The 25,196-nt window shown below is 48.4% G+C and carries 27 protein-coding genes, 1 tRNA gene and 1 pseudogene; 13 read left to right on the forward strand and 16 right to left on the reverse strand.

Features of this window, described 5'->3' with window-relative positions; all coding sequences use genetic code 11:
- Positions 1 to 59: 59 nt before the first annotated feature.
- On the reverse strand, positions 60 to 341 hold the full coding sequence (locus ACOJUO_RS09785) for a nuclear transport factor 2 family protein (protein WP_422139669.1): 282 nt from the start codon (positions 339 to 341) through the stop codon (positions 60 to 62).
- A gap of 24 nt (positions 342 to 365) precedes the next feature.
- Positions 366 to 2,066 (reverse strand): hypothetical protein, encoded by a 1,701-nt coding sequence (locus ACOJUO_RS09790; protein ID WP_422139670.1) that lies wholly within the window; start codon positions 2,064 to 2,066, stop codon positions 366 to 368.
- Positions 2,067 to 2,657: 591 nt separating this feature from the next.
- Between ACOJUO_RS09790 and ACOJUO_RS09795 the strand changes: the two genes are divergently transcribed.
- A complete protein-coding gene (locus ACOJUO_RS09795; protein WP_422139671.1) occupies positions 2,658 to 2,852 on the forward strand; it encodes a hypothetical protein in 195 nt (64 codons plus the stop codon).
- A gap of 51 nt (positions 2,853 to 2,903) precedes the next feature.
- Here the strand turns inward: ACOJUO_RS09795 and ACOJUO_RS09800 are convergent, their stop codons facing one another.
- Both ACOJUO_RS09800 and ACOJUO_RS09805 read right to left on the reverse strand, forming a co-directional pair.
- Positions 2,904 to 3,173, reverse strand: a complete 270-nt coding sequence (locus ACOJUO_RS09800; protein WP_422139672.1) for a type II toxin-antitoxin system YafQ family toxin — start codon at positions 3,171 to 3,173, stop codon at positions 2,904 to 2,906.
- Positions 3,174 to 3,175: 2 nt separating this feature from the next.
- Positions 3,176 to 3,436, reverse strand: coding sequence for a type II toxin-antitoxin system RelB/DinJ family antitoxin (locus ACOJUO_RS09805; RefSeq protein WP_422139673.1), 261 nt, complete (start codon positions 3,434 to 3,436; stop codon positions 3,176 to 3,178).
- 316 nt (positions 3,437 to 3,752) lie between these two features.
- Between ACOJUO_RS09805 and ACOJUO_RS09810 the strand changes: the two genes are divergently transcribed.
- Positions 3,753 to 3,917: a hypothetical protein gene (locus ACOJUO_RS09810; protein ID WP_422139674.1), complete on the forward strand. Its 165-nt coding sequence runs from the start codon at positions 3,753 to 3,755 to the stop codon at positions 3,915 to 3,917.
- 167 nt (positions 3,918 to 4,084) lie between these two features.
- On the opposite strand, the gene ACOJUO_RS09815 is transcribed toward ACOJUO_RS09810, so the two are convergent.
- A complete protein-coding gene (locus ACOJUO_RS09815; RefSeq protein ID WP_422136543.1) occupies positions 4,085 to 4,498 on the reverse strand; it encodes a hypothetical protein in 414 nt (137 codons plus the stop codon).
- Positions 4,499 to 5,483: 985 nt separating this feature from the next.
- Here ACOJUO_RS09815 and ACOJUO_RS09820 point away from each other — a divergent pair.
- From ACOJUO_RS09820 to ACOJUO_RS09830, 3 genes are all read left to right on the forward strand, one after another.
- Positions 5,484 to 6,425 carry an STM4504/CBY_0614 family protein gene (locus tag ACOJUO_RS09820; RefSeq protein WP_422139675.1) on the forward strand — a complete coding sequence of 314 codons (942 nt, stop codon included), beginning with the start codon at positions 5,484 to 5,486 and terminating at the stop codon, positions 6,423 to 6,425.
- 646 nt (positions 6,426 to 7,071) lie between these two features.
- Positions 7,072 to 7,599, forward strand: coding sequence for a hypothetical protein (locus ACOJUO_RS09825; RefSeq protein ID WP_422139676.1), 528 nt, complete (start codon positions 7,072 to 7,074; stop codon positions 7,597 to 7,599).
- Positions 7,600 to 7,773: 174 nt separating this feature from the next.
- On the forward strand, positions 7,774 to 8,250 hold the full coding sequence (locus ACOJUO_RS09830) for a hypothetical protein (RefSeq protein WP_422139677.1): 477 nt from the start codon (positions 7,774 to 7,776) through the stop codon (positions 8,248 to 8,250).
- Positions 8,251 to 8,331: 81 nt separating this feature from the next.
- Here ACOJUO_RS09830 and ACOJUO_RS09835 read toward each other — a convergent pair whose 3' ends face one another.
- From ACOJUO_RS09835 to ACOJUO_RS09865, 7 genes are all read right to left on the reverse strand, one after another.
- The gene (locus ACOJUO_RS09835) at positions 8,332 to 8,682 is read right to left on the reverse strand and encodes a hypothetical protein (RefSeq protein ID WP_422139678.1); all 351 of its coding nucleotides are present in this window, start codon (positions 8,680 to 8,682) and stop codon (positions 8,332 to 8,334) included.
- Positions 8,683 to 8,694: 12 nt separating this feature from the next.
- Positions 8,695 to 9,129, reverse strand: coding sequence for a DUF7673 family protein (locus tag ACOJUO_RS09840; RefSeq protein ID WP_422139679.1), 435 nt, complete (start codon positions 9,127 to 9,129; stop codon positions 8,695 to 8,697).
- The gene (locus ACOJUO_RS09845; protein ID WP_422139680.1) at positions 9,126 to 9,404 is read right to left on the reverse strand and encodes a hypothetical protein; all 279 of its coding nucleotides are present in this window, start codon (positions 9,402 to 9,404) and stop codon (positions 9,126 to 9,128) included. The genes ACOJUO_RS09840 and ACOJUO_RS09845 overlap by 4 nt, the downstream gene beginning before the upstream one ends.
- A gap of 11 nt (positions 9,405 to 9,415) precedes the next feature.
- Positions 9,416 to 9,736: a hypothetical protein gene (locus ACOJUO_RS09850; RefSeq protein ID WP_422139681.1), complete on the reverse strand. Its 321-nt coding sequence runs from the start codon at positions 9,734 to 9,736 to the stop codon at positions 9,416 to 9,418.
- A 5-nt stretch (positions 9,737 to 9,741) separates the two neighbouring features.
- Entirely contained in the window at positions 9,742 to 9,981 is a 240-nt protein-coding gene (locus tag ACOJUO_RS09855) for a hypothetical protein (RefSeq protein WP_422139682.1), read from the reverse strand.
- Positions 9,974 to 11,350, reverse strand: a complete 1,377-nt coding sequence (locus tag ACOJUO_RS09860; protein ID WP_422139683.1) for a tyrosine-type recombinase/integrase — start codon at positions 11,348 to 11,350, stop codon at positions 9,974 to 9,976. Before ACOJUO_RS09860 ends, ACOJUO_RS09855 begins: the two co-directional genes overlap by 8 nt.
- 381 nt (positions 11,351 to 11,731) lie before the next feature.
- Positions 11,732 to 12,085 (reverse strand): helix-turn-helix domain-containing protein, encoded by a 354-nt coding sequence (locus ACOJUO_RS09865; RefSeq protein WP_422139684.1) that lies wholly within the window; start codon positions 12,083 to 12,085, stop codon positions 11,732 to 11,734.
- A gap of 188 nt (positions 12,086 to 12,273) precedes the next feature.
- Here ACOJUO_RS09865 and ACOJUO_RS09870 point away from each other — a divergent pair, with 188 nt between their 5' ends.
- Both ACOJUO_RS09870 and ACOJUO_RS09875 read left to right on the forward strand, forming a co-directional pair.
- Positions 12,274 to 12,432 (forward strand): hypothetical protein, encoded by a 159-nt coding sequence (locus ACOJUO_RS09870; protein ID WP_422139685.1) that lies wholly within the window; start codon positions 12,274 to 12,276, stop codon positions 12,430 to 12,432.
- Between the two features lie 150 nt (positions 12,433 to 12,582).
- Positions 12,583 to 13,002 carry a hypothetical protein gene (locus ACOJUO_RS09875; RefSeq protein ID WP_422139686.1) on the forward strand — a complete coding sequence of 140 codons (420 nt, stop codon included), beginning with the start codon at positions 12,583 to 12,585 and terminating at the stop codon, positions 13,000 to 13,002.
- Here ACOJUO_RS09875 and ACOJUO_RS09880 read toward each other — a convergent pair.
- Complete coding sequence (locus ACOJUO_RS09880; protein ID WP_422139687.1) at positions 12,927 to 13,379, reverse strand: hypothetical protein; 453 nt, start codon at positions 13,377 to 13,379, stop codon at positions 12,927 to 12,929. The two genes, ACOJUO_RS09875 and ACOJUO_RS09880, sit on opposite strands and share 76 nt — an antisense overlap.
- A 222-nt stretch (positions 13,380 to 13,601) precedes the next feature.
- Here ACOJUO_RS09880 and ACOJUO_RS09885 point away from each other — a divergent pair, with 222 nt between their 5' ends.
- Positions 13,602 to 15,053 (forward strand): phage major capsid protein, encoded by a 1,452-nt coding sequence (locus ACOJUO_RS09885; RefSeq protein WP_422139688.1) that lies wholly within the window; start codon positions 13,602 to 13,604, stop codon positions 15,051 to 15,053.
- 91 nt (positions 15,054 to 15,144) lie between these two features.
- On the opposite strand, the gene ACOJUO_RS09890 is transcribed toward ACOJUO_RS09885, so the two are convergent.
- Positions 15,145 to 15,221: transfer RNA gene (locus tag ACOJUO_RS09890), tRNA-Ile, on the reverse strand.
- A 463-nt stretch (positions 15,222 to 15,684) separates the two neighbouring features.
- Between ACOJUO_RS09890 and ACOJUO_RS09895 the strand changes: the two genes are divergently transcribed.
- From ACOJUO_RS09895 to ACOJUO_RS09915, 5 genes are all read left to right on the forward strand, one after another.
- Entirely contained in the window at positions 15,685 to 16,737 is a 1,053-nt protein-coding gene (locus ACOJUO_RS09895) for a DUF2333 family protein (protein WP_422136555.1), read from the forward strand.
- Positions 16,738 to 17,224: 487 nt separating this feature from the next.
- Positions 17,225 to 19,234, forward strand: coding sequence for a GMC family oxidoreductase (locus ACOJUO_RS09900; RefSeq protein ID WP_422139689.1), 2,010 nt, complete (start codon positions 17,225 to 17,227; stop codon positions 19,232 to 19,234).
- Positions 19,235 to 19,533: 299 nt separating this feature from the next.
- A complete protein-coding gene (gene yciH / locus ACOJUO_RS09905; protein WP_422136557.1) occupies positions 19,534 to 19,845 on the forward strand; it encodes a stress response translation initiation inhibitor YciH in 312 nt (103 codons plus the stop codon).
- A 312-nt stretch (positions 19,846 to 20,157) separates the two neighbouring features.
- A complete protein-coding gene (locus tag ACOJUO_RS09910; RefSeq protein WP_422139690.1) occupies positions 20,158 to 21,534 on the forward strand; it encodes a sodium-dependent transporter in 1,377 nt (458 codons plus the stop codon).
- A 74-nt stretch (positions 21,535 to 21,608) separates the two neighbouring features.
- Positions 21,609 to 22,064, forward strand: a complete 456-nt coding sequence (locus tag ACOJUO_RS09915; RefSeq protein WP_422139691.1) for a YaiI/YqxD family protein — start codon at positions 21,609 to 21,611, stop codon at positions 22,062 to 22,064.
- A gap of 15 nt (positions 22,065 to 22,079) precedes the next feature.
- Here ACOJUO_RS09915 and ACOJUO_RS09920 read toward each other — a convergent pair.
- Together ACOJUO_RS09920 and acs are read right to left on the reverse strand one after the other, a co-directional pair.
- Positions 22,080 to 22,958 (reverse strand): annotated as a pseudogene (locus tag ACOJUO_RS09920) (ISL3 family transposase); the annotation flags it as partial.
- Between the two features lie 183 nt (positions 22,959 to 23,141).
- On the reverse strand, positions 23,142 to 25,067 hold the full coding sequence (gene acs, locus ACOJUO_RS09925; RefSeq protein WP_422136561.1) for an acetate--CoA ligase: 1,926 nt from the start codon (positions 25,065 to 25,067) through the stop codon (positions 23,142 to 23,144).
- Between the last annotated feature and the right edge of the window lie 129 nt (positions 25,068 to 25,196).

Here is a 25,196-nt window from a genome sequence, read left to right on the forward strand (position 1 = left end):
CTGTGGCACAACTCTGGTTCCCTTGGGAACCCATTCCTTGCCTCAACCTGAAAACTTCCTTAAAACACACCATTTTCGTTGCGAATGTTGCCGCCACTGATCATTGAATAGAAGCGCATAAAACCGTCCAACGCTTGAATGGAATCCCGGTGTTCAACAATACGACCATTCTCCAAACGCCAGTTATCAATGATATTCATACCCTTTTCATCGTTACCACGATCATCTTTATTCAATGTGGCGTGGGAATGAAAGATCACATAATCACCATCTGCATAGATGTGTTTTACGTCGTAACTGTATTCCGGATAGTCTTCAACAAACTCCTTCAGGAAGCCCACCAGGCCGGTATTGAGTTCGTCACCCTAGTTCACATCAACAGGCTTGCGTTTTCGATGTATTCTTTTGTGATTCGACAGGTCTTGCGCGTTTTTGCAGACCTTCCCACAAGTTCGCTGCTGGCCATCTTCGTGGACCACGGTTTCGCTACAGGTTTTTTGCCCGGAGTGGTCTCTCATTTTGTGATTCGCCAGGGCTGTGATATGCCTGCAAACTCTTCCGCATGGTCGTTGCTGTCCATCTTCTCCAACCACGATCACTTCACAGGTTTTTTGCCCACTGTGGATTTTGCTTTTGTGATCCAGCATTGCTCGAGTGTTCTTAAGGACTTTCCTGCATGGTCGCAGTTGGCCATCCTGTCCGAGCGCGGTCAAGTTACAGGTTTGTTGCACGGAGTGAGTTCTTCTTTTGTGATTCGACAGGACTTGAGAATTCTTAAAGACCCTCCCGCATCGCCGCAGCTGACCATCCCCCCCGGGCACGGTCAAGGAACAGGTTTTTTGCCCGGTGTGGAAGCTGGTTTTATGAGACGACAATGATCGTGTATTTTTGAAAATTTTTCCGCATGGTCGCAGCTGGTTATCTTCCCCGAGCACAGTCAGGTCACATGTTTGTTGTCCAGTGTGAGCCTCTCTTTTGTGAGCCGAAAGGATTTGAGCATTCTTAAAGGTCTTCCCACATGGCCACAGCTGGCCACTCTCCCCGGGCACGGTCAAGTCACAGGTTTTTTGCCCGGTGTGGATGCTGCTTTTGTGAGACGACAGGGCTCTGACATTTTTACAGACCGATCCGCATTGACGAAGATGATCATCCTCCCCTAACACTAACACGTTGCAAGTTACTTTACTGGCAAGGCAGGTTGCATCGGCTTCCCCTGAAACTACTGAGTTCAGGGCAGCACCATCGGAAGAGTTGCAACTATAACACTGTGTATTGGCCAAATGGGGGCATGAAATTTGTTCGGGTGTTTCTTCTGTGTTGTTTGTTGAACTTTCTTCACAAACCAACGCTCCACTCTCGGATGGATTGGAAGATTGTCGGAATCGACAAACACCATCACAGGGATAGAGATAACAATTTAAACCCAAAGTATGCAGGTATTGTTCAGGGCCTTCGTTGTTATTGCCAGAGTCAGAATTCAGGAGCCTGGTGAAATAGCCTTTAATGTAAGTGGTAGCCTGAGGGATTTGCTGGCCGGATGATGTTGATGGCTGGCCTTGTTGTGGGGCATGTTCAGAGCCAGGCATCGTTGTGGTGATTACGAACAGATGATTTTGAAACAGATGATTTTGACACGCTTCTTTTTGTTCAATCGAATTAAACACTGGTGAGTCGGGGTTGAAATAGCTTTTTAAAAGCCAACCGACAGCGATAGCTGTTGCCAGAGGCGGCCATGAACAAGGGAGCGAGTCCAGAGGGGAGTTTTGGATGGTCAGAAATAGTTCACAAGCAACCAGCAGATTCGTAGCACAAAGCCACCGCCACGAAATCGACTCAATGAGGATCGTTTTCACCCTGTAGCTGTAAGGTTTGTGTCGTTTGTCATCAGGTGACGAGCCGGGTTCTGCATAGCCGTCTGAGTCGATATTGTCTGAGGGGTTCCCCGACAACATGCGGAGGTCAAGCTTTATAGAAAAGTCCCGGTTTGGAAAATCTGCATTCTGCTCGAGCTCGACAACAAAATGTCTTGTCAACGGTTTAGATTGGCTGATGACAGACAATGACATTAAGAGCAGTGCTGCAAAGAGTGAGTGTTTAATAATTCTATCCCTGCCTTCTGGGTTACAGAGAGGAAGGATAGATCAAGATAATAAGTGTGCTTTTGCGTATTCCACGTGAAAGGGCTGGGCGCTTGCGCAGACCTTCCCGCACTGTTGCTGCTTGCTCTTTCCGGAAGTCGGCCTTCCGGGACTTGAGCCCGGGACCTGCCGAGTATGTGTCTTTCAATTTGTGCTTTCGTATCATTCCAAATGATCCCTTATCTTGCTTATAACCTCTTGTTTACTGGACTTATTATTTCCATAAGCTTCCAAGCTGTACTATTGTTTTCCGCTTAAGTCCGACAGAAAGGGGGGGGGTGTAATAGAAGGTGCAAAGAGGGCGCAACATCCAAAGATGGTTTTAATGGCAAAACTAGCCCCAACTCAAGTGAAGAGCATTAAATACCGGCTTAGTGAACAGGTATGGAGTCGCGATGATGGAGTTTTGCTATTTGAGAAAAGGAATAGCGGTATTGTTGAGGCTTACCGACAGGCCAAAAGCAGTACTTAAAAATAGGAAATACGTAAAAAAGGTAGGTCTAAATCGGAAATAAAACCATGCCAGCACAACAAAAGCCGCAATACATAACCGATGACGAGGGAAACCGGGTATCAGTCGTTTTGCCTGTGGATCAATATCAGGAGCTGTTAGAAGACCTTGAAGATCTTGCGACAGTGGCAGAGCACCGGTGCGAGGAAACCGTATCCCATGATGAGCTTATCAAGTCACTGAAGGCAGACGGCAAGCTATGAGTCGTGAAGAGCAGGAGGCGTTGCTGGGGAAGGTGGGATAAGGACACCTTGCTATCTGAACAACTCGGAATGACTCCCGAGCCGTTCAAACACAATACGATCATCATCCAGCCTGTAGATTAACAACCAATCTGGCTCTATATGGCATTCCCGCCTGCCATTATAATTCCCGGTCAAAAGGTGATCCCTGTGTCTGGCAGCCAGGGGCTTCTGCTCTACCAGCTGGCGGGTGATAAGCTTGAGTTTGTCAATATCTTTCCCCTGCTTCCTGGCTTTTTTAACGTCCTTGTGAAAGCGGTTTAAGAATACGGGTATCAGCATGCTTAAATATCCAGATTCTTAAACAGGTCATCCAGATCTTTGCACTCTACCAACCCTTCCCCTCTGTCGCTTTCCTCGAAAGCCTTCAGAGTCTCTTCGTTAGGAATACGCACATCAAACGGCAACCCGTTGCACAGCTCAACCTGCGTATAAAAAAGAGTAATGGCCTGTGTTGTGTTCAGCCCGATCTTGCGAAACACCGCTTCAGCCTGTTTCTTCAGCTCAGGTTCCACTCTGGCCCTGACCACAGCGCTTTTGCTCATGACGGTTCCCTCTGGTATTGAATGGTGTTTTATAGTGTAGGCCAATTGGGACACATTTCAAAATTCAGCTGCCTGTATATGGGGTGGGTAGGTCGCTTACTACTTGTTGGACTTTCTGCGATTACACTCCCGGCAAAGTATCTGGCCGTCAACCAGCTCAGTCTTGCCAACCTGTGACCATGGGTTGACGCAAATGAAAAGGACACTCAGAGATTGATAAACCAGTTCACACTTTTCACTGTGCAATACCTTGGCGGCCCTCTCACAATGCCTGCTATTCTGACTGCTCCTACAACAAATGATAACGGCACGCAGTATGTCACTGGGACATCGTGTAGAGAGACTTGAATCCCATTTTGAATCGCTGGATAACGCTGTACATCGCTTCGTCCAGATTACCGGGGAAACACAGAAGATTGTGCTGGAAAATCATCGAGAGAACCGGCCCATGTATGTTCGCTCAGGTAGAAAAACGTTTTGATCAGCAAGACCACAAGATCGAGGCTTACCAGTCTGAGAACTGCAAACATTTTGACAAAATAGAAGAAACTCTCGCCATCATCGTAAACCACCTTCGGAAATAGCCACGCCGCCTGGCAACTCGCTTGACGGAGACAGCTACGCTGCCCGTCAGCTCTATGGGTTAGTCTACTTTGTCATACTCTCCATCAGGTCATCAGTAGAACCGTTAATATCAATATTCGGCATGATACTTTGTGGCTTCCAGATGATTCGGTTGTGATAAACACTCACACCAACACCGTTCGTCTGTTCAGCGAAGTATGTGACATTATCGGACAACCCCAAGAAGTGCTTTTTAAATTCATTGGGACCCGTCTTACAGGTGACCTCTAGCTGCCTGTTGCTGTCTTTGATTGAACACTTGCCCTCGAGCGAAAGCATATAGTCGCCTGTAATGCCATTGTAAAAAACAACTCTACGATCAATTTCAAATTGATCCGCTGCTTTCGATAGATTCCTGGATGCGAGTTGGGCATCACGATCACAGCCAGACAGCAATAGAGCCAGTAAGACTGATGTAGAAAAAAATAGCTTTTTCATTTTCTTATTCCCTCTCATTTTTATAGTTCAAATGTCCCCGCATTGCTTAGGCATCGGGCTTAAGTCCTCCCCGAGGGCCGTCATGCACAGGAGATTGCAATCTCTAAGAGACTCTGCACTTGTGCAGAGCCTTTAGTGTGCTTTTGCGACACCCTCTTTACGGCGGGGAGGATGTCAACTGGGGCGGCGGTCACTGCCTTTAAGGGCTCTGGAGATTTACTTACACACTCACTTTTTAATACCGTTACAGTCCGACACAAAGTAGGTGCATTAGTAGGCACAATAAACGAGACACAAAAAAGCCCGTAGTGTTCACTGACGCTACGGGCTTTGCTGTATCTGGTGGGCCTTCCGGGACTCGAACCCAGGACCTGCCGATTATGAGCTAGTGGTGCATATAGCAAATCTATTTAAAAACAATGAGTTATATATAGTCCGAGTGCAGCTGACTATACTAAACTGTCTCTGTTATGTCACCTGTGTGTCATTTAAAATACGCTACTAGACCTATTCAATCATTATTTTCAGGTGCATTCATCGCAACTTTTTTCCCTCCCAGAAAGGTAAATGGCCGATAATTGAACATACTTTTATAGGGTGCAAATATTAATCGACAGTAAGGTGAATGATATGCGGCACATTCTGTTATTAGTTGCTCTAGTCTCACTGACAAGCTGTGTAAGCCCAAATGCTGTATTAGTCAATGAGGAAGGGCAAAAAGTTATTTGTCAAGCAACTGGCTTTGGTATTATAAGTGGTACAATGGCAAACAACCGCTATGAAGCTTGTGTTTCAGAAGCTCAGATGAGGGGCTACAAGTTTGAGACTCAAGTCCGTGATTAACTCATAAAAACGGTCAGTGACCTTTGTTTGTGAGACATGTCACATAACAATGACAGACAGACAGCACTGCCCTTCTGGGTGAGCCTGTTGCCCCGCTGTTGATACCAGTCAGGCTAGCTGCTAAGCAAACATTGGATTAAACATGCCAATTTTCAATTTATTCTCAAAAAGGCAAAAAAAACTACGTGGTGAAGTACCAGATGTTTATGTATACGAAGAAATTCCACAAAAATTTCGAGTACAAGTTGTTCATATCATACGTGACGCGATCGGAGTTGAATGCAGCTACAATGTAGCTACAAACTATGCCTATCAAGAGATTCATAAGATATTGTGTAGGGAATATGGAGTATTCACATTAAAACAAAATGAGACTTCCAATTCCGATGCTGTATTTAAATATTTCTTGGAATCTAAAGATTATGAACAATGCCTCGATTTAATTGAGCTTTCTTTCAGAGTAATTGATCAGCATGTTCGTGATAACGAATTGAATTTTAGGCAGGCAACAGGGAGGGCCATAACCCCTGATGAGGCAATTGTAGAGCTTAACGGGCGATTCAAAGAGTCTGGCGTTGGCTATCAGTTTGAAAGTAGTGAACTTGTGAGAGTTGATTCACAATTTATTCATTCTGAAGCAGTTAAGCCTACTCTCAGAGTTTTGGGTTCTACTAAGCAATATCAAGGTGCAAACTCTGAGTTTCTTAAAGCACATGAGCACTATAGGCATAAGAGATACAAAGAGTGCCTCGTAGAATGTCTGAAATCTTTCGAAAGTTTAATGAAGGCAATTTGCGAAAAAAACTCATGGCGTTATGGAAAAACAGATACTGCTAAGAAATTGATAAATGTTTGTTTAACTAATGAGTTAATACCAAGCTACCTTCAAACACAATACTCATCGATTCGCACATTACTCGAAAGCGGCATACCAACAGTGCGAAATAAAGAAGGTGGCCATGGTCAAGGCGTTGATGTCAGTGAAGTTCCTGAGCACTTGGCAAGTTATACTTTGCACTTAACAGCAAGCAACCTTCTATTTCTTGTCAAGTGCGAATCGAATCTATCAAGAAAATCCAAGTGACGCCTGCGGCGCTCCTGAACTGGGTCTTAGACCGCTTGAGTCATATACCGCATCATCTCTCGACCCACCCAGTCACTAACCGGAATAGACACGTTGTTCCCGATCGGCGGTAGGCCACTGTCTCAGAAGCTGAAATTGGAAAGAATCCGGAGTCCTTGAAGCCTTCGTACTAGCAGCCCCTTCTTAAGACGCAAGGCATAGCTGTACTCACCATATATCATTTGGTACCATCAAGCACGGGTGTGCAGTGAATTAAGGTATCAATTGGGAAGATGAGTAAAAATAAGGGACGTAAACGTAATACTCGTATAGCCCCTGTCACTTGGGCTCAGTCAGTACGAGATATTACTGTTTCCTCAATAAACAGAGGTCAGTTGCCGATACTTGGAGTAATTGGACTCCTGATTCTGGTACTATGGCGCATGCCTCCAGAAGATGTCTCTAAACTCATGTTCCAAGTTATAGAACACCTAACTGATGGGGGATTAATGGGGTATGTACTATCATTTATTCTGGCATTTGGCTGGTTTTATCATGCAAAAAAAATGAGAACCAAATTTAGTACAGAGTGCCGAAGGATTGGGAAAGAGAAATCTGACTTACAGAGTTCTTTGGCAGGGGTTAAATTTAACTCGAGTGATTCAGCATGAGTTATATAATTGTAGCTGTGATTTTCTTAGCACTTTGGCATTTCGTCTATGACGGAATTATTTTGCCATCGTTAAGATTGATGCTTAGAAATCGGCTCTTCAAAATAAGAGATCGATTGCGTATGCATAAAATAAAATCAGGAAGTAAAACAAATATAAGTGCATTTAATATCGTTCATAGCGGTATTAATAATCTTATTAGTAGGCTTCCTTATCTTGATTTAAAGGTAATGAGAGATATAGAACAAGAAGTGGATCATAATCCAGAACTGCTCCATAAAGTTAAGAAAAGAATTGAAACTATCAATGAGTGTGAGGATGAAGAACTGAAAGAGATATTTAGGCAGGCGAATCTTGTCGTAGGCTTGGCATTTGTTGTTAATTCTGGAGCATGGTTAATTTACCTTATTCCAGTGGCTATTGTGCTTGCTTCGATTCAAAAGCTGAATTTTTTTGCTAAAGAGTTTGTTGTTCTTCCTGAAAGTAAAACAACTGAATTCATACCTACTCAAAAAATGGCCTAACAATAAATCAGGATGTCTGTCTGTGGCAACCATCCTGATTTTTTTCATTAGCTGAAGAATATCCAGTGGAATAAAAAGTATCTCGCAAGTCAATATTATTATTTCAAAATCATTATTATCTGGTGTAGGTTTAAGTTTTCAAACTAAGCATTATCTGCACAGAGAGTCAGCATCATGATCGATGATCCTCTAAACGTCAAAAAACGTGCTGAGCTTGTAGGATACATTTGTACTCAGTACTCTTACTTTGATTACTTGATTTCGAATGTTATCTGGAGCCAGTTATCTATAGAGAAAGATGTTGGAGTAATGATAACAGGTCCTATGGATATACGACCTAAAATTGAATTAGCCATATCACTTCTTGATCACTATGAGAACAGTGAAAAGTTAAGGGCACTTCTTCAACGATTTAAAAACAATGCTTCTTCTGAAAACGGTTTTATTTCAAAGAGAAACAAAATCATTCATGGAATAATGTCTAGCTCTGATGGGTTATTGACTGTGATGATAGAGTTACATAGGAAAAAGTCACAGAGAGAGCGTCACGAGATATCCCTAGAATATATTCAGCAATGTCATGATGAAATTTTGGCTGCCAATGATGAGTTAAAAAATCTTATGCAGCCAGAAGGAATCAATATTGATTAAATATTTAATCGCAAAAAAGCAGCTTAATAACTGTATGGTCAGGGGCACTCATTGCGAGAGTGCCCTTTCCACAGGCAAGGGTTATGCAATCCCCCACTTATCCAGCAGAGTATCCATAACATCCTGCCCGTGATACCCAGCTTCATCCATCCATGCCGAAGGCCAGAGGTGATGTGGTTGGTAACCCATTAATACCAGGTCAGCATGAGCACGGTTTTCAGTATCGAATGAAAGGAGCTTTACAAAATCAAACGCTTTGCCGTATTCCATGGCCAGCAACAAAGAAGCCGCAGCTTCAGCACTGGCGCTACCGTGCTCTAATGCCATACTGGCCAGAGCGTACGCTGATTTGCCACGATCTGAGGTGTTTAATATGGATGAGCGCTTGGCCTGCGCTTTTTTTATGTAATGTTCCAGTGTGGTTGTTTCCATTGCTATCTCCTTTTAACCCAACCACTTCTCACCATTACAGGTAGTACAGGTCCGGGTGCCTATTAATTCGTCGGTGTCGTCCCAGATTTCCTGCTCACCTGAGCCGTAGCAGTCTGGGCAATCGCGCTTGTAACGATTGTCTATGCGGTAGCGCTTCCAGCGCTTGGCTATTTTCTGGAATATTTCGTCGCCGTTTTCGATCATGTAATGGGGTTCTTCACGGACGGAGCGACGGAGCATTAGAACATTCATCGCATGGATCATGTTTTTGTCATCCAGCTCACACAGGTCGGTGACATTGAGCTGCCAGTTAGCTCCGTTGTATGCAGAGAGAAGGACCTGGGCGGCACAGCGGGCATAACCGCTACCCTGGTTCAGAGCGAGATCGGACAGCACCTCGACTGAAGCTGCGTACTTTTCTTCGGGTGTCATGGTTTGTTTGGTCATGCTGTCTCTTCCTGTTTAAGATGGTCTTTCCAGACGATGTTTTTCTTTGAGATCGGGTTCTCCGATGTGGTCATCACTCCGGAGGGGATTTGTTTAATGCTGCCTCCCCTGGCTTTGAATTCCTGAATCTGCGCTTCAATTAACTTGCGAAGGGCTTCTTTGTAATTCGGGGAGCGTTCTTCCGGCGATGTGTTTCTTTCATCCAGAAGAATGCAGGCGGCTTTGATGGGGTCGGTCTCTCTTTTACGTCCTCGTTTTTTTATTACCGCGTCCATAACGGTCTCCTTCAGGCCAGCGCCCGGGTTGGTCGTTTGTCAGGGTTGTTCAGGTAGTAGTAGAGCGTGCGTCTTGGAATACAGAGTTTTTCGCTGATCGTTGCCACCGGGACATTCTCTTCAGCGAGGGCTCTGGCCAGTGCTATATCGTGGTCGGAATGTCGTGACCACTTATGCTCCTCTCCTGTCACCTGGCCGGTTATTCCCATGTACAGAGCCTTACTAAAAACGCTGTTTCGGGTTCTGCCCAGAGCGCAGGCTGTCTCATCCAGTGGGTATTTTTTGTAATTGGCTTCGAGGTACTGTTCTTCTTTTTTTGTCCAGCGTCTCATGATGGTTACCCCAGCTCGTCCAGATCGAAGATGGAACGTTGGCAACGGCTGCCTTCGGGCAGTTTGAATGCGGCGATCCGCACTTGTTGCTCTACCATGGGAACGTGAATAACCTCGCCCCTGGCAACCAGCTCTTCCAGATCTCTCGTGCGCTGTCTTCTTTCTGCGAGCGGGAAGTGAATCAGGATTTCCGGGCCTGACATAGGTCTTGTGTCAGACAGCAGCTCAATGATGGGATTAGGCATCGTCGTCACCTTTCGATCGAAGGCTCTGAGGTTTGGCCTGACCGACTCGGTTCATTCTTTCCAGTCGGTCCTGCAGACGTGTATGGCTGTAACGATCCACCATGCGCCGATCCTTCCAGCCCTGCTCGTCCATCATGGTTCTGTTATCCACTCCGGCATTCAGTGCTTCAGTTGCCCAAGTGTGTCTGAGGTCGTGCCAACGGAAGCGCTCAGGAATGTTCAGCTCTTTTTTTAGCCTGTTGAACTTCTTTCGGAAATCACCATAGCGGCGTCCGTCTCCTTTGTGGAAGACGACTTCAGAGTGAGGGTGTTTGTGCTCCCAGCATTCACGCAGAAGCAGCTCAAGCCGGCGGGTCATTGTGGTCATCAGAACGTCTTTGTTTTTGGTTCTTGTTTCTCTTTGGGAGAGATCGAAGGGGTTGACATCCTGTTCTTCAGCACCATGAACAATGAGATAGCCGGGTCGTATTTCTTTTTCGCCAGTCACAGGGTCTTTCACTTCTTCCGGCCAGATCACCCTGTCCCAAGTCAGCCCGATCAGGTTACTGCGTCGCCAGCCGATCCAGACGCCCCCCTTGATGAGCCGGGTGAAATATCCCCCGTAAAGTTCCTGGGCTTTTTCGAGCAGGCAGGCAAGCTGTTCAGAGGTCAAAAAATCAATGCGCGATTTTCCGGGCTCGATGCGATCAATGAAGTCAGCCAGGTTAATGTCTATCCATCTACGCTTACGGTAGGCATAGGAAAGAATGCTTGAGGCCAAAATCTGCCGGAGTCGCAGGGTATCTTTCTTAACTGGCCCCCTGCCTTTTGTCTGCTCCAATCGTTTTAGCAGAACTGGATCGGTCACCAGAGTGCGTGGTTTTGGAATATCTTCACTGGCGGGGTGAGTCTGGTGATACCAGAAAGAGCCACCCGTTTCCTTGCGAAGCTGATACAACTCTTTGTTCAGGTAGGCTCGTTTTGAGATCTTTAACTGGTCTTTAAAATAAAGCTCCAACCCGACCACTATGCCTGTCTCTGAGTCATTCAACGGCAGGTCTTCCAGTCGCCAGAATTTATTCCTGTATTCAAAAGGAATGCGCAACATAGCGGCGTCGCTCAGATCGTTGCGGTGGCTGGTTTTGTTAACAGACACCAGCGTCAGGTACTCCATCATGGCTTCGCCAAAGATGCGTTCTGGCTTCTCCCCCCTTGATACTTTCTTGGCGTTGGCAATCAGCCTTTCGTGGAAGTCTTCCGCCTCTTCGTTTGTGTTAAAAGTTTCCCGAGTCCTCGCGATACCGAGCCGCTGGTCTTTGTAGTCGTACTTAATCCGCCATCCGGCGTTTGTCTTGACCCGCTTCCACGGTTTTGTACGGCGTTTGCCCATGCTGAATTCCTCTTCCTGCGACGGCTTTCAAAGTAGTCCGCCAACTGCTTTTCACTGAATTTGATCCACCTTCTGCCATTGCCAAAGTCGTAGTACTCAATGTTTCCCCGTTCGACTTCGGCATAGATGAAGGACACGCTCTGGCCTGAGCGGTCTGCTACGTCGACCACTGACAGAGTCGGATCATCCTGAGTGTCCAGAATGTTTTGCGCTTCCATCTGTCTTCTCTTTTATTTTTCAATGTTGCATCTATTGCACCATTTGAGCTAAGGTTAGCTTAAAGAAATTGTTGCAGTCAATGCACCAGACAAAAAAATTAAAGCCCCGGGACCGGAGCTTTAGGAAGAAGAGGGAGTTATGAAAGCAACAAAAGAGGAAGGATTAGCTGTTTACAGCCTGTCTGCGTTCAGCAGAGAGTGCCAGCGCCTGAACCATGTTGGCAATCTGGGCACGGTCGGAATCATCGAGTTTTTCGAATCCGGCCAGTTCTTCTGGGACGAACAGGTCTTCATGGTTTCTGAGACCCAGAGCTTTGGCGACACGCTCAAGAGTGGCACGGGTATAGCCCTTGTCCTTCTCCAGTCGCATGATGGTTGTGTGATCCATTGTCTTGTCTTCGGTCACACAACGCTCTGCCAGTTCTCGCATGGACCAGCCTTTTTCGAGTCTGAGTCTGCGAACATTGTCTCCGGGTATTGCCATGTTTATCGGGCCTGTCTCAACTGGTTCATTCACTACACCAGTCTCCCGTATTGGTTGAAATCTGTATACGGCAGCCAGTTCACCACTTTCTATTCGTGGCTTCCTGTTTTCTTGTGCATTCAATACACCAGAATAGTCGATTATTCTCGCACTTGAGGCCATTTATGATCACTCCTTTTCAGAATCTCCTTAGACAAAAGCCCCGTCCCCCGGTGGTCTCTGTGCTTCGTGTCAGCCAGGACAACCACGTGACCTTCAACATCACCCAGCAGCCGGGCCAAAGTTCGGAACAGCTGGCCCACCAGATTGAACAGCGCATCCGGTCGGTGCAGAACGACCGCATCACCAACGACGCCTACGATCACGCGGAGGCCACCTGATTTTTAAATTGCACGCATAAAAATTTGCGCATCGGCGGCGGTCTGCTTTCAAAAAGCTGTAGCTATTTAACATGCCCTCCCTGTTAGAACCGCAAGGGCTGCCGCCGAATCTATACTTATCCTGTTGTCACCCTGTCATGATCCTTAGCCATGCCCAGAACCCGCAAGCCCACCGACGTGCACCAGCTGCAAAACACCTACCAGCCCTGTCGTCATGCCGATCGCAGGGACAGCGCCGCCAGCAACCGCCAGTGTCGTGTCATCCCGGCCTGGCTGCCGGACGACGTCAAGGTGATCTACCGCAAGCTGGCCGAACGCCTGCCGCCGCTGGACAGCGTTGACGAAACCACCCTGGCCCAGCTGGCGCTGCTGAAGCACCAGCTACAGACCAACCCGGACGGCTTTCGTGTCCAGCAGCACAGCCAGCTCAGGCAACTGACGGCCACCGTCCGCCAGTGGGTAGCAGCGCTGGACGATGATGATAAAGCAGCCGGTCAGACTGAATCCCTGGACGACTGGATGAAGCGCCGGACCAGGATGAAAAAACAGTATCCGGTGATTGTTGACTGATGTCGTGCGGCCACGTCGGCGGCGACCGATACCTTGACGTCGCCGGTTTCGACCTTTTCGATCAGTTCGGGAATGCCTTGGCGGCGGACGGTGCGGGCATGATGTACCGCCCGGTCGGATACGGTCATCAGTTCGGCGGCCTGGGACACGGTCAGATCAGTCTGCAAATTTGCAGACTGATCGGATTTGCGGTTACCGCCGTTTTTTACTGTGGCGATTTTTTCCGCCACCATCGCCCTTTGGCTTTCCGACAGGTGGTCGTCGTCATCCTGACCGGACGATCTGCCCGTCCGGAAGATGCACCCGGCACCGGCCCAGTTCGACCGTCGCCAGGTGGTACCCGTCCCGGTCGCGCAAGTACCAGTTGTTACGTTCAAAGTTCGAATACCACCGACAGGGTAAACGACGGTGGTTGCTGACTTGCTGATAGCGTTTCACCGCGTCCTGGTAGCTGGTTTCAATCAGTGCCTGCATACCTCACCTCATGCTGGCGTGTTTGTCCTGAATGTCAGGTAAAACCCGGATACCGGGCTTTCAGCCGGACATGGCCTGTGTCGCCTACCCTATAACTACCCTTTCAATTTACAGGAGTCTTCACCATGAAGATGCACATCAAGCACTTTGACGCCATTAACCGGCATTGCCCGGACGCCATCAGGATTCTGAGAAGGTTCTACAACGACGATGAGAAACAGATGCAGATTCGCTCCAATGAACTGGACGCGGAAGATCTGAAGGACGCCAGCGAGGCACTGGCAAAAAGTATGGAAACCCTGATTAACCAGGCGGAGCAGCAGGCGCGTGGGCTGGATGAGAGCGAACAGCAAGCCTTCGATGCCCTGCAAGAATGGTGTCAGCGGTTTATCGAAAAGTACCACATCGACAAGCCACTGAACCCGCTGCCCAAGGGTACCCGTGAAATCATCAAGGACGATTTGGGCAATCCACTGTATCTGGATGTGCGCCGACAGGCTTCAGAGCTGAGCGAATTCGAACCGCTGACCCAGGACCAGCGCATGAGCGACTGGTGCCGTAAGTTTGTGCGTTCTGAAGACCTGGGCGATCTGAAGCTGGGTGGCTATGTCCGCGCCTGGCTGACCGGTGAGCACAATCAGCAGACCCGGCGCACGATGACCAGCACCGGCACCGGCGGTGTGCTGATTCCGACACCGCTGGCGGCTGAGGTGATCGACCTGGCCCGCAACAAGTCGCGCGTGCTGACGGCGGGTGCGGTGGTCTGGCCAATGGACAGCGCGACCCTGACCGTACCACGCCAGACCGGTGATGCCAGCGTTGCCTGGCGGCCCGAGCTGGGTCACATCCACCGCACCGGCATCAGCCTGGAGCCGGTGGTGCTGAAATCGTGCAGCCTGGGTGCGCTGGTGACGCTGTCGCGTGAATTGCTGGAGGACGCCATCGGCCTGAACAGCTTCCTGACCCGGACCCTGAGCAACGTCATGGCCGAGGGCATTGACCAGGCGGCGCTGTCCGGTGCCGGTGCCGTCGACAGTGAAACGTCCGAGCGCATCGAGCCGGTGGGTGTGCTGAACACCGCCGACGTGCAGGCGATCGACCTGAGCGCCGCCCTGGACAGTTACGCGCCGTTTTCACAGGCCGTGACACGGGTCCGGCAGGTCAACGGCGAACCCAGCGGGCTGATGATGGCGCCGGTCAATTTCGGTTTGCTGGATGCCCTGACCGCCACCGATGGCCAGCCGCTGATGCCACCGGCCAGCTGGTCACAGGTCCGGCATTACGACACCAACCAGCTGGATGAGCACACCGCCATCGTTGGCGACTGGTCACAGCTGGCCATCGGCGTCCGCCATAACCTGCGGCTGGAATACGCCACCACCGGGCAGATACCCAAGGAAGGCATTCAGGAGGAACTGAGCCTGTTCAGCCAGAACGCCATCGCCATCCGGGTGCTGTGGCGTGGCGATGTCGCGGTGCAGCGTCCGGACCAGTTTGTGAAGATCATTAACATGAATCCGGCGCCTGAATCGGCATCGACTGAATCGGCATCACGGAAGAAAGATAAGGTGGCTTAGTGCTGTAAGAAACCTGCCCTTTTACCTGCCCTAGATTCGTAGACACAAAAAAGCCCGTAGTGTTCACTGACGCTACGGGCTTTGCTGTATCTGGTGGGCCTTCCGGGACTCGAACCCAGGACCTGCCGATTATGAGTCGGATGCTCTAACCAACTGAGCTAAAGGCCCCATTTTGACACCAACCCCGTAATCTTTCCTGTTGGTAGCGTATAACGCACAAGACTTCAGGGCTTGGTTCTTAGTGGAGGTGAATTATAAGCATATCAGGGCGCTCTCGCCAACCCTCTGATTTTAATAAAGCTTTTATCGATCAAAAAAGGTTCTTTAACAGGTCTTGAAGTGTAAAAGAAGCATCGTTGGCACCTGCTTTTTTGTCAGCGCCTGCTGTGTCTTGTCGAAATAAAAGCAGTGCCTCTGTTGGATGGAAGTCCGGCAGGTCATGAAGGATTGTGGCAGGGGCATTTTCCCGCCCTATCAGCAAAGCGCAGCAATTTTGCGATAGCCTCGTAGTGGGCGAGAGCTCACGGCGTTTTGCCAAGCGGTCATTCACATAGTGCAATGACTGCGTCTTTAATACCCGCACTGAATAGAGGATAATGAACAGGATTCAGATTGGAGCAATGAGGAATCTATGGCTCTGGAAAAGATAAAAGAGCGTCTGTCTTCAGTAACTGAGGGTCTCACGAGCACCCTGAGTGGTGGTATACCTGGGGCCAAAATGATTGCTGTTGCTGTTGGTGTCCTGATAATTGGCCTGACTGCTTTAGGTATTTACTGGAGTATTGAACCGGATAGTTTTTCAGTAAAAGCCAATACTGAGCAGATGGCACAGGCCAATGACCAGGAAGTTGTGGTGGGTTACACGACTACGGCTACGCTTTATCGTATTGCGGACACGCTGCTGAGCAAATCCGGTGGCTATACCCGAAATGATATCGGTCCTCCCGGTGTGTTTATGGATAATATGCCAAGCTGGGAGCTGGGTGTGTTGGTTCAGGTGCGTGATATGGCGCGCTCTCTTCGTAAAGATATGAGTCGTTCGCAGTCCCAGTCTCAGGAAGATCGCGATCTTGCCATTGCCGAGCCTCAGTTTAACTTTGATTCCAGGAGTTGGATTCTTCCTTCCAGTGAAAAAGAATACCAGCGTGGTATCGATAAGCTGGGCAATTATATGCGTCGACTGCCCGATAAGCAGGATCCCGCCCAGTTCTACGCCCGTGCCGATAACCTGACCCGCTGGCTGACCGATGTTGAAACCCGTCTGGGCAGTCTTTCTCAAAGACTCAGTGCCAGTGTCGGCAAACCGCGTATTAATACTGATCTGGCAGGGGATGCGGAAGCTTCCCAGTCCACAGAAGCAGAGACGCTGGTGGAAGTGAAAACGCCCTGGACCAAAATCGATGATGTTTTCTACGAAGCCCGTGGTTCTTCCTGGGCACTGATTCATCTAATGAAGGCGATAGAGGTCGACTTTGCCGATGTACTGGAAAAAAAGAACGCTACGATCAGCCTGAAGCAAATTATTCGGGAACTGGAAGCTACTCAGGAAACAGTCTGGAGTCCATTCATTCTTAACGGTAGCGGATTTGGCATACTGGCCAACCATTCACTGGTCATGGCCAATTATATCTCTCGCGCCAATGCCGGCATTATCGACTTGCGCCGACTGCTTGAGCAGGGGTAGATGCACTGTGAATTGTTAGTTCTGTTTTTAATTTTTCCTGAAGCCGCAAAGCGGCTAAAAATGCTACAAAATTAGCAAAATCGTCGTAAACCCTCGACAGGGCGGTGGGCATTCACAAAGAGCCGCCCGATAACGGGCCTGGTATACCCACCGTAAATATAAAAAAATTCGAGTAGGTTAGATCCTGTTCGAATGTCCCTCAGACTATTCTATTTATTTGTAATCAGGTTAGGGGATCTAGCCGCGATTATTTGGTATTGTTGCTTTGTCCTCACAGGGTGAGCAGTTCTCAAAGGAATGAAGAGCAAAGTCAAGGCTATTGAGCCGAGCCATCTTCGCTCAGGATTAGCACTGACAATTATAATTAAAATATTATTAAAAGGCTGTTTAAGTGAAGCTAACAAGATTTAGTCTATTTTTCCTGGCCATTATAACTTCAGGTTGGTCCAGTGCTGCTGAAGCAATTTCCAGTTCTGATTTGTACTGCATGATATTTTATTGCGAACCCGAACCCGAGTATGACTTTGTTGTCGTAGGTGCTGGTTCAGGTGGTGGAACTGTTGCATCACGACTGGCGCACCTGGGGCATTCAGTATTACTCATCGATGCAGGTGGTGATCCGGCTGATAGAAACCCAACCTACCCCATTCCTGCCAATCACCCCTTTGCAAGTGAAAAGCCGGGCAGAAGTTGGTCTTATTATGTCGAACATTACAGTGACCCAGCGAAGGCTGCACGTAACTCTAATGCGATGTGTCGGATCAATGATGATCCCGGGAAGCGCGTGAGCTGTATTGTTCAGGACAATGGCAACTGTGACTGTCCCTCCGGAACCTCGCGAGAAGGCATTTTTTATCCTCGAGGCACAGGGATAGGTGGTTCTTCAGCGAACAATGCCATGATCAACGTGCTGCCAAAAAATTCAGACTGGGATTCCTTGGCTCAATTGACGGGCGATGACTCTTGGTCGGCCAGCAATATAAATAGTACTTATCTGCCTATTCTCTACGATTGGGCTTCTATTGAAAAATATGAAGCGGACTGGCTGGTTAATGATGTACATGGTCAATATGTTCAAGAGATGGTTGAGTCTGCAGTATCAGTTGTGAATCCTCCTAATTTTGACAGTAATAAATCCATCGTTGAAAATCTGAACGACAATAACCTTCTGGAAGCATCGGTAGCTAACGAGGAAGAAGGCGTGTGGGTGTTGCCTGTGGCTCACAATGATGGCTTCAGGGCGAGTGTTCGTGAACGAATCCTGGCAAGCGCCTGTATGGAAGATCCCTTAAATCCAGACGGATTGTCGGACGGTCAGCGTGAAAATAAGTGTAAAAGTGATGGTCTCTGGGACTATGACAATGATAGTCCGCTGTTAGTTGTCCAGTACAATTCTTTGGTCACAAAGGTGTTGTTTGATAGTCAGGATAGCAAGAAAGCGACGGGGGTTGAGTATGTAGTGGCTGAAGGTGCATACAAAGCTGATCAAACTCATAAGGATGCTTCGGGCCAAACTCGTGATCAAGTCTTTGCTGCTAAAGAGATAATTCTGGCGGCTGGTGCCTACAATACACCGCAGCTGCTTATGTTGTCCGGTATTGGTGATCCTGAAGTATTTAATCGAGCTGATATCAACATTTCCCTGCGCCATGCATTACCGGGAGTAGGGAGAAATCTTCAGGATCGATATGAAGTCGGCATGGTATATGAGGCACCCGCCAAACTGGAGTGGATCGAGAATTGTTTTTCATTGTTGAGTAATATTCTTGGTGAAGGCTGTGTAGCGTATTTGACGGGTGCGAAGGCGCTGAACACACAAAGCGAGAAATCGGTGTTATCGACTAATCTAAGCTTTACGTCGATACTGACAAAGTCTTCAGCCGACAAGCCTGAAGAGGACCTGCATATCTTTGGCCTGGTTAATCAGTTTACGGGTTACTTTGATGGCTACAGTGCGGCAGGACTTCAACCAAAACGATTCACCTGGGTGGTATTGAAAGGTCATAATGAAAACCGTGGTGGTGTTGTAACACTTAAAACGGATAGTCCTTTTGATCGACCTTCAGTTAATTACAACTCCTTCGAAGACGGTAATAAGAACACATTAGAACTGGGTGGAAATCCGAATTCCGGTGAGACTGACCTGGCAGGTGTTCTTGCGGGCGTGAAATTGGTGCGTGATATTGTTCAGAACGCAGAAGCTACTTATGGAACGCAATACCAGGAAGTCTGGCCGGGGAGATCGTTGCAATCCGATGAGGAACTCAAGCAGGCAATTAGAGATCGAGCCTGGGGCCATCACGCATTCAGTACTGCCGCCATCGGTAGAGAAGAAGATACTTTTTCGGTGCTCGATAGTGACTTTCGTGTGCGAGGTATCGAAAATTTGCGTGTCGTTGATGCATCAGTATTCCCAAGACATGTGGGTACTTTCCCGGTACTTGCTGTTTACATAATGGCTGAAAAAGCCGCTCACAATATCGACAAGGCAAACTAGACAAGCATTACCAAGATTTGTATTGTCCAGATTCATCTGACACCCTCGCTGTCCTTTCGAGGGTGTCGCAAAACTGCAACAGCTCTTTCCTTCATTCCGCGTGGGAATTTTATCATCCTGAAAACCGGGCTCTGCAACTTGAGATAGCCTATGGTTTTTTGCGCTGGGACCGACAGAGCCGAAAAGCATGGCAGCTATATTTTTGCGACAGCCTCTGAAAGTGATGGGCTTTCTGCTCTTTCTGGTGAGATTGAGCAAGTCACGGAAAAAGGCTGGCTGAAAAGAGATTGAGGTGAAGAATGAGCAGCAAACTGGTTTATTCGACCGATAAGGGTCGCATCAAGGAAGAAAAGCCCAGGGAAGAAGTGGGTGATGGCAACGTCCGTGTCCGCCCTGAAAAGAAAGGTCGTGGTGGTAAAGTGGTCACAGTGATCAGTGGCTTGCCTCTTGCGGGTAATGACCTCAAGGCCTACGCCAAAACATTGAAAAAGCGCTGCGGCGGTGGTGGTTCTGTAAAAGACGGCAATATCGAGCTGCAGGGAGATCATGTGGATGTCATGGTCGATGTGCTCAAGAAAGCTGGCTACGATGCCAAGCGATCTGGCGGTTAACTTCGACAAAAACTTCACGGAAAAAAACGCTCTTTTTTTCCTGAAAGCGCCTTTTTTTGGAGAATTAAAAAATAATTCTCTCAATCTGTTTGTTTTGTATACACTGGATAAATGTTTTCTTTGAGATATAGACTCAGTCTTCGGGCTTTATGTTGTACATGTGTACTAAGTTCATGCAGTGCTCCGGGGAGATACAACGAATAAGGACGTTTTTGTAAGGAAATTTTTCATCCCGGATGGATGAGATTTTCTCGGTACAAATAGCCATGAGTGAAGGACATTATTTTTCATGGCATAAAAAGGTACACTTGAATGGACCATGAAAACACTGCGTACGAACAGACTCCGGAGAATGCTCCACAGTTTACATCCAGACTGGGTTTCTATCTTGCGGCTGTGGGCTCCGCTGTAGGTATAGGCAATATTTGGGGATTCCCTGCCCAGACTGCCGACAATGGTGGTGCTGCCTTCGTTCTAATCTACCTTTGTTTCTCTTTCCTCCTTGCCTGGCCGATGCTGGTGGCTGAACTGGTAATTGGCCGTTATGGTCGCTCAGACCCGGTTAGTACCCTCGCAAGTGTCAGCAACAGATATTTTTTCAAGCTGCTGGGTAAGCTGACTGGCTGGGTTTCAACAGTCACAGTTCTGCTGATCTATACCTTTTACGCCATCATTTCCGGCTGGATCATCTGTTTTGGTCTGGCTCCCATAGCGGTGGCTCTGGGTCTGGACAGTCTGGCCACCTCACTGACTTCATTTAATCCTTTGCCCACCATGATAGCGGCCTGTGCATTCATGGTCATAGTAGCGGCCATTGTCTCCGGCGGTGTTGCTGATGGCATTGAGAAATGGTGTAGCCGTCTGATGCCAATGCTGGTGCTGCTGATTCTGCTGCTGATCGGTTTCACCATGACACAGGAAGGAGCCCTGAAAGGTCTTCGGTATTTTGTGCTGCCTGATTTTTCCAAATTGCTGAATAAGGATCTTCTGATCAGTGCCCTGGGTCAGTCATTTTTCTCCATGTCTCTGGGGGTAGGCATCATGGTGGTTTATGGTGCCTACCTGACCCGCGACTGTAATATTCCGGTGATGGCTGCCAGTGTTGCCGTCACTGATACGCTGGTCGCAGTGATGGCCGGTTTGCTGATTATTCCGGGTATGTTTGTTGCGCTGAATCACGGAATTGATATCTACACCGCAGAGGGTGCTCTGAAAAGCGCCGACAAGCTGGTGTTTGATGTTTTGCCACAGCTCTTTCTTCAGTTTGGTTCACCGGGTATTTTGCTTTCCCTGGCCTTCTTTCTTTTATTAACCATTACGGCTTTGACCTCAGCAGTTTCGATTCTGGAAGTACCGGTAGCGGTTTTTCAGAGACGACTTCATGTCCGCAGGACTGCCAGCTCCTGGCTGATCTCGCTGATTACTTTCGGGGTTAGTGTCTGCGTGATGATCTGGTTTGATGTGCTCTTTGACTTTGTGGTCAACCTGACAACCCGCTATGCTATGCCTCTGTTAAGCCTGGTCGTCTGTATCTATGCGGCCTGGATATGGTCCAGAGATCAAAAACTGAAAGAACTGCAGAAAGGATATCCGGATATTGAGCACAGTCTTTTCTGGAAGATCTGGCCCTGGTACATCCGGTTTTTCTGCCCGTTCATGGTGATGGTCCTGATCTTTTTCACTTTTTGATGATAACCGGAATTCAGACCGAAATGGTATTAAGTACAGGTTCCTGGTTTCCGGGTTAAGAGCTTTCTCACAGAATGAAAATTTGGGTTGATGCCGATGCCTGCCCGGTGGTGATCAAGGAAATACTATTCAGAGCCGCCGACCGAACCGAAACCCCACTGACTCTGGTGGCCAACCAGCCACTCAGGGTTCCGGGGTCACGCTTTATAAAATCCCTGCAGGTCGCCTCCGGCTTTGATGTGGCAGACAATGAGATTGTTAAAAGAGCCGAGTCCGGAGACCTGGTTATCACCAGCGATATTCCTCTGGCCGCCGAAGTGATTGAAAAAGGTGCTGCTGCGTTGAGTCCTCGCGGTGAACTGTTCACAGAAGACAATATTCGGGCAAGGCTGAACATGCGTGACTTCATGGATACACTTCGCGCCAGTGGTATTGAATCCGGCGGGCCTCCGGCACTGAGCCAGAGTGATCGCCAGCAGTTTGCCAACCAGCTGGATAAGTGGCTGGCAAAGGTTCAGCGCTCGAATTGACTTCAGGTTGAGGCCAGGCAAACTCAGACTTTCACGATGTGTTTTTTGCTTTGCCGTCAAGTTGCTTTCATTCTTTAACAGGATGTACTTCGCCCCCTTAAGCAGCGGGTTGGTTTTAGCTTCTTCCCGGCGAACCTTGTCGACAGCTTCGTTGATGATCTTGATGATGTGGAACTTGTCAAAGGTGATTTCTGCTGATGGCAGCTCCTCTCGAACTCCTTTGATAAAGGCTGGCGACATATCGCAGCTCACTTGTTTGACCTGTTCCGGCTTGCCATTGTGCTCTTTCAGGCCCTCTGTAAACGCCTTAACGGTATCACTGCTTTTTCCGTCAGCGACAAATAGGGTTTTCTTTTCCTCAAGGTCCACAAACAGCGTGATGTAGTCATGCCCTTTGGTGGCCGATGTTTCATCCATGCCCAAGGTATGTAAACGACTGTAGTCTTCATCAAATCTGGACGCATTGACGTAGAGTTCAAGAAGTCTCCATAGCCGGTAGTCAGAAACCCCGGTTATCTTGCTGACGTGGTGAATCGGCATTGATCGGCACATTTGGATTAGGAAAGCCTCAAACAAGAGGGTAAAACCGCTGAGCTTGCCACTCCAGGGCGGAGGAATCAGACGGACTCTGCCATCATCTCGTTTAATCCGTGGTACACGAGCATGCAGGTAGCACTCATGCTGGAAGAAGTTCAGATGCCGCCAGGTTTTCTTAACAGTGTCAAAGGCTGTGTATGCCTTGCCGGAAGGGTCATCCTCTATGCTGTCCCGGAAGGTAGAGCCTTTCTGGAAGTTAACGTATATGTCCAGCCGTGACTGCTCAGTGTTGAACTTAACAGACTCAATAAACCAGGGAGAGGCGATGCCGAGAGCTGTCTGAAACAGGTCTTCCATGGAGAGGTAACTCAGGTTAGTTTAACGGGAAAGATTGAGAGAGCACTATACTCCGTTAGCCACTCGTTTTTCAAAAGGACCAGAAATACAAATATAGTTCTATGAAATTAAAACTATGTCTAATTCAAGCCTCCCTTCAGAAACAAACTAATTCGATCAAAAGGGAGCATTGAAACAGGGCTTTTAAGTGGAACTTAGCAGCTGCTTGACCACTGCCGGATCAGCCAGTGTACTCAAGTCACCCAGATTATCTTTCTCGCCCTGGGCCAGTTTACGCAAGATGCGTCGCATGATTTTGCCAGAGCGGGTCTTGGGCAGGGCAGGGCATGGGTGAAGTATCTCCGGGCGAGCGAATGAGCCGATTTCACTGGCTACCAGATTTGAAAGTTCCTCCATCAAGTCATCGTTGATTTCAATACCGTCCATGGGTGTCATGAAGGCATAAACAGTTTCACCCTTCACTGGATGAGGAATTCCCACTACGGCTGCTTCTGCAATCGCCTCATGCAATACCAGGGCGCTTTCTACTTCTGCCGTGCCCAGTCGGTGACCCGCAACATTAATTACATCATCCATTCTGCCTGTGATCTGGTAATAGCCATTTTCATCCCTGCGGGCTCCGTCTCCCGTGAAGTAATAACCCGGATACTGGCTGAAGTAAGTGTCAATTGCTCGCTGATGATTGCCATAGACGGTTCTGATCTGGCCCGGCCAGGAACCGGTGATCACCAGACTCCCCTGACCAGGTCCGACAACCTCGTTACCCTCATTATCCAGAATGGCAGTACGGATGCCCAGGAAAGGCCGTGTTGCATACCCGGGTTTTAATGCGGTGGCTCCCGGCAAAGGTGTAATCATCATGCCACCCGTTTCTGTTTGCCACCAGGAATCAATAATGGGGCAGCGCTCTTCCCCCACGATCTGGTAGTACCAATGCCAGGCTTCCGGATTAATGGGTTCGCCCACGGTTCCCAGAATTTTCAGACTGGCTCGTGAAGTTCGTTTAACGTATTCATCCCCCTTGGCCATCAGAGCCCGGATTGCCGTAGGCGCTATATAGAGTGTATTCACCCGGTGACGATCTACAATTTCCCAGATTCTAGAAGCATCGGGCCAAAAGGGGACCCCCTCATACATGACCATAGTGGCACCGTTGGATAAAGGACCATAGGCAATATAGGAGTGGCCGGTAATCCAGCCTACATCAGCACCACACCAGAAAATGTCACCTTCGTGGTAATCAAAAACGTAGTGAAATGTGACCGTGGTATGAAGCAGATAACCCGCTGTGCTGTGGAGGACACCTTTAGGTTTTCCGGTGGAGCCGGAAGTATAAAGAATAAAGAGGGGATCTTCAGATTCCATGATCTCAGGTTCACAGGTAACGGGCTGGTCTGTTGTCAGCTCCTGATAAGAAATGTCGCGTCCTTCCTGCCATTCAATCCTCGCTCCGGTTCTCTCATAAACCACTACAGTACTGACATCAGGACAGTCTTTCAGAGCTTCGTCGGTATTCTTTTTGAGAGGGATATGTTTCCCTCCCCGAACGCCCTCATCAGCAGTGATCACTGCCCGGCAGCCACAGTCGAGAATACGGTCACGAAGGGAGTTTGGAGAGAAGCCGCCAAAGACTACGGAGTGAACAGCGCCAATGCGTGCACAGGCAAGCATGGCATAAACGGCCTCAGGAACCATGGGCATATAGATACAAACCCTGTCCCCTCGGTTGACACCTCGCGCCTTTAAGCCATTGGCCAGCCTGCAGACCTCATCATGCATTTCCTGATAGGTAATTTTACGCTGCAGATCTGGCGTGTCACCTTCCCAGATAATGGCTACCCGGTCGGCACGATTTTCCAGGTGTCTGTCTATGCAGTTGACGCTGGCATTCAGCTGTCCACCTTTAAACCAGCTCACTTCACAGCTGTTGAAGTCGCCTTCATAAATGGCATCCCAGGGGCGATACCAGTCCAGATAGCGTTCAGCCTTTTTACCCCAGAACGCTTCCGGATTCTCCAGAGAATAGTGATAGAGCGCCTGATATTTTTCTTCGCTCATCCATGAGTCTTGAAAAGCCTCGGAAACCGGGTAGATCGTTGCCTGGGTCATGGCCTCTCACCTGCCTCGTTTTTATAAAGTTAACCCAGTATAGAAGTGAGTGCGTTTGCGGGCATTATATCCTGGCTTTTTTGACCATCTCCTTGAGAGGGGCAAGCGACTGACATCCTCCCCTACCTG

Source organism: Endozoicomonas sp. ALC020 (assembly GCF_049275935.1).
Taxonomy (GTDB): domain Bacteria; phylum Pseudomonadota; class Gammaproteobacteria; order Pseudomonadales; family Endozoicomonadaceae; genus Endozoicomonas_A.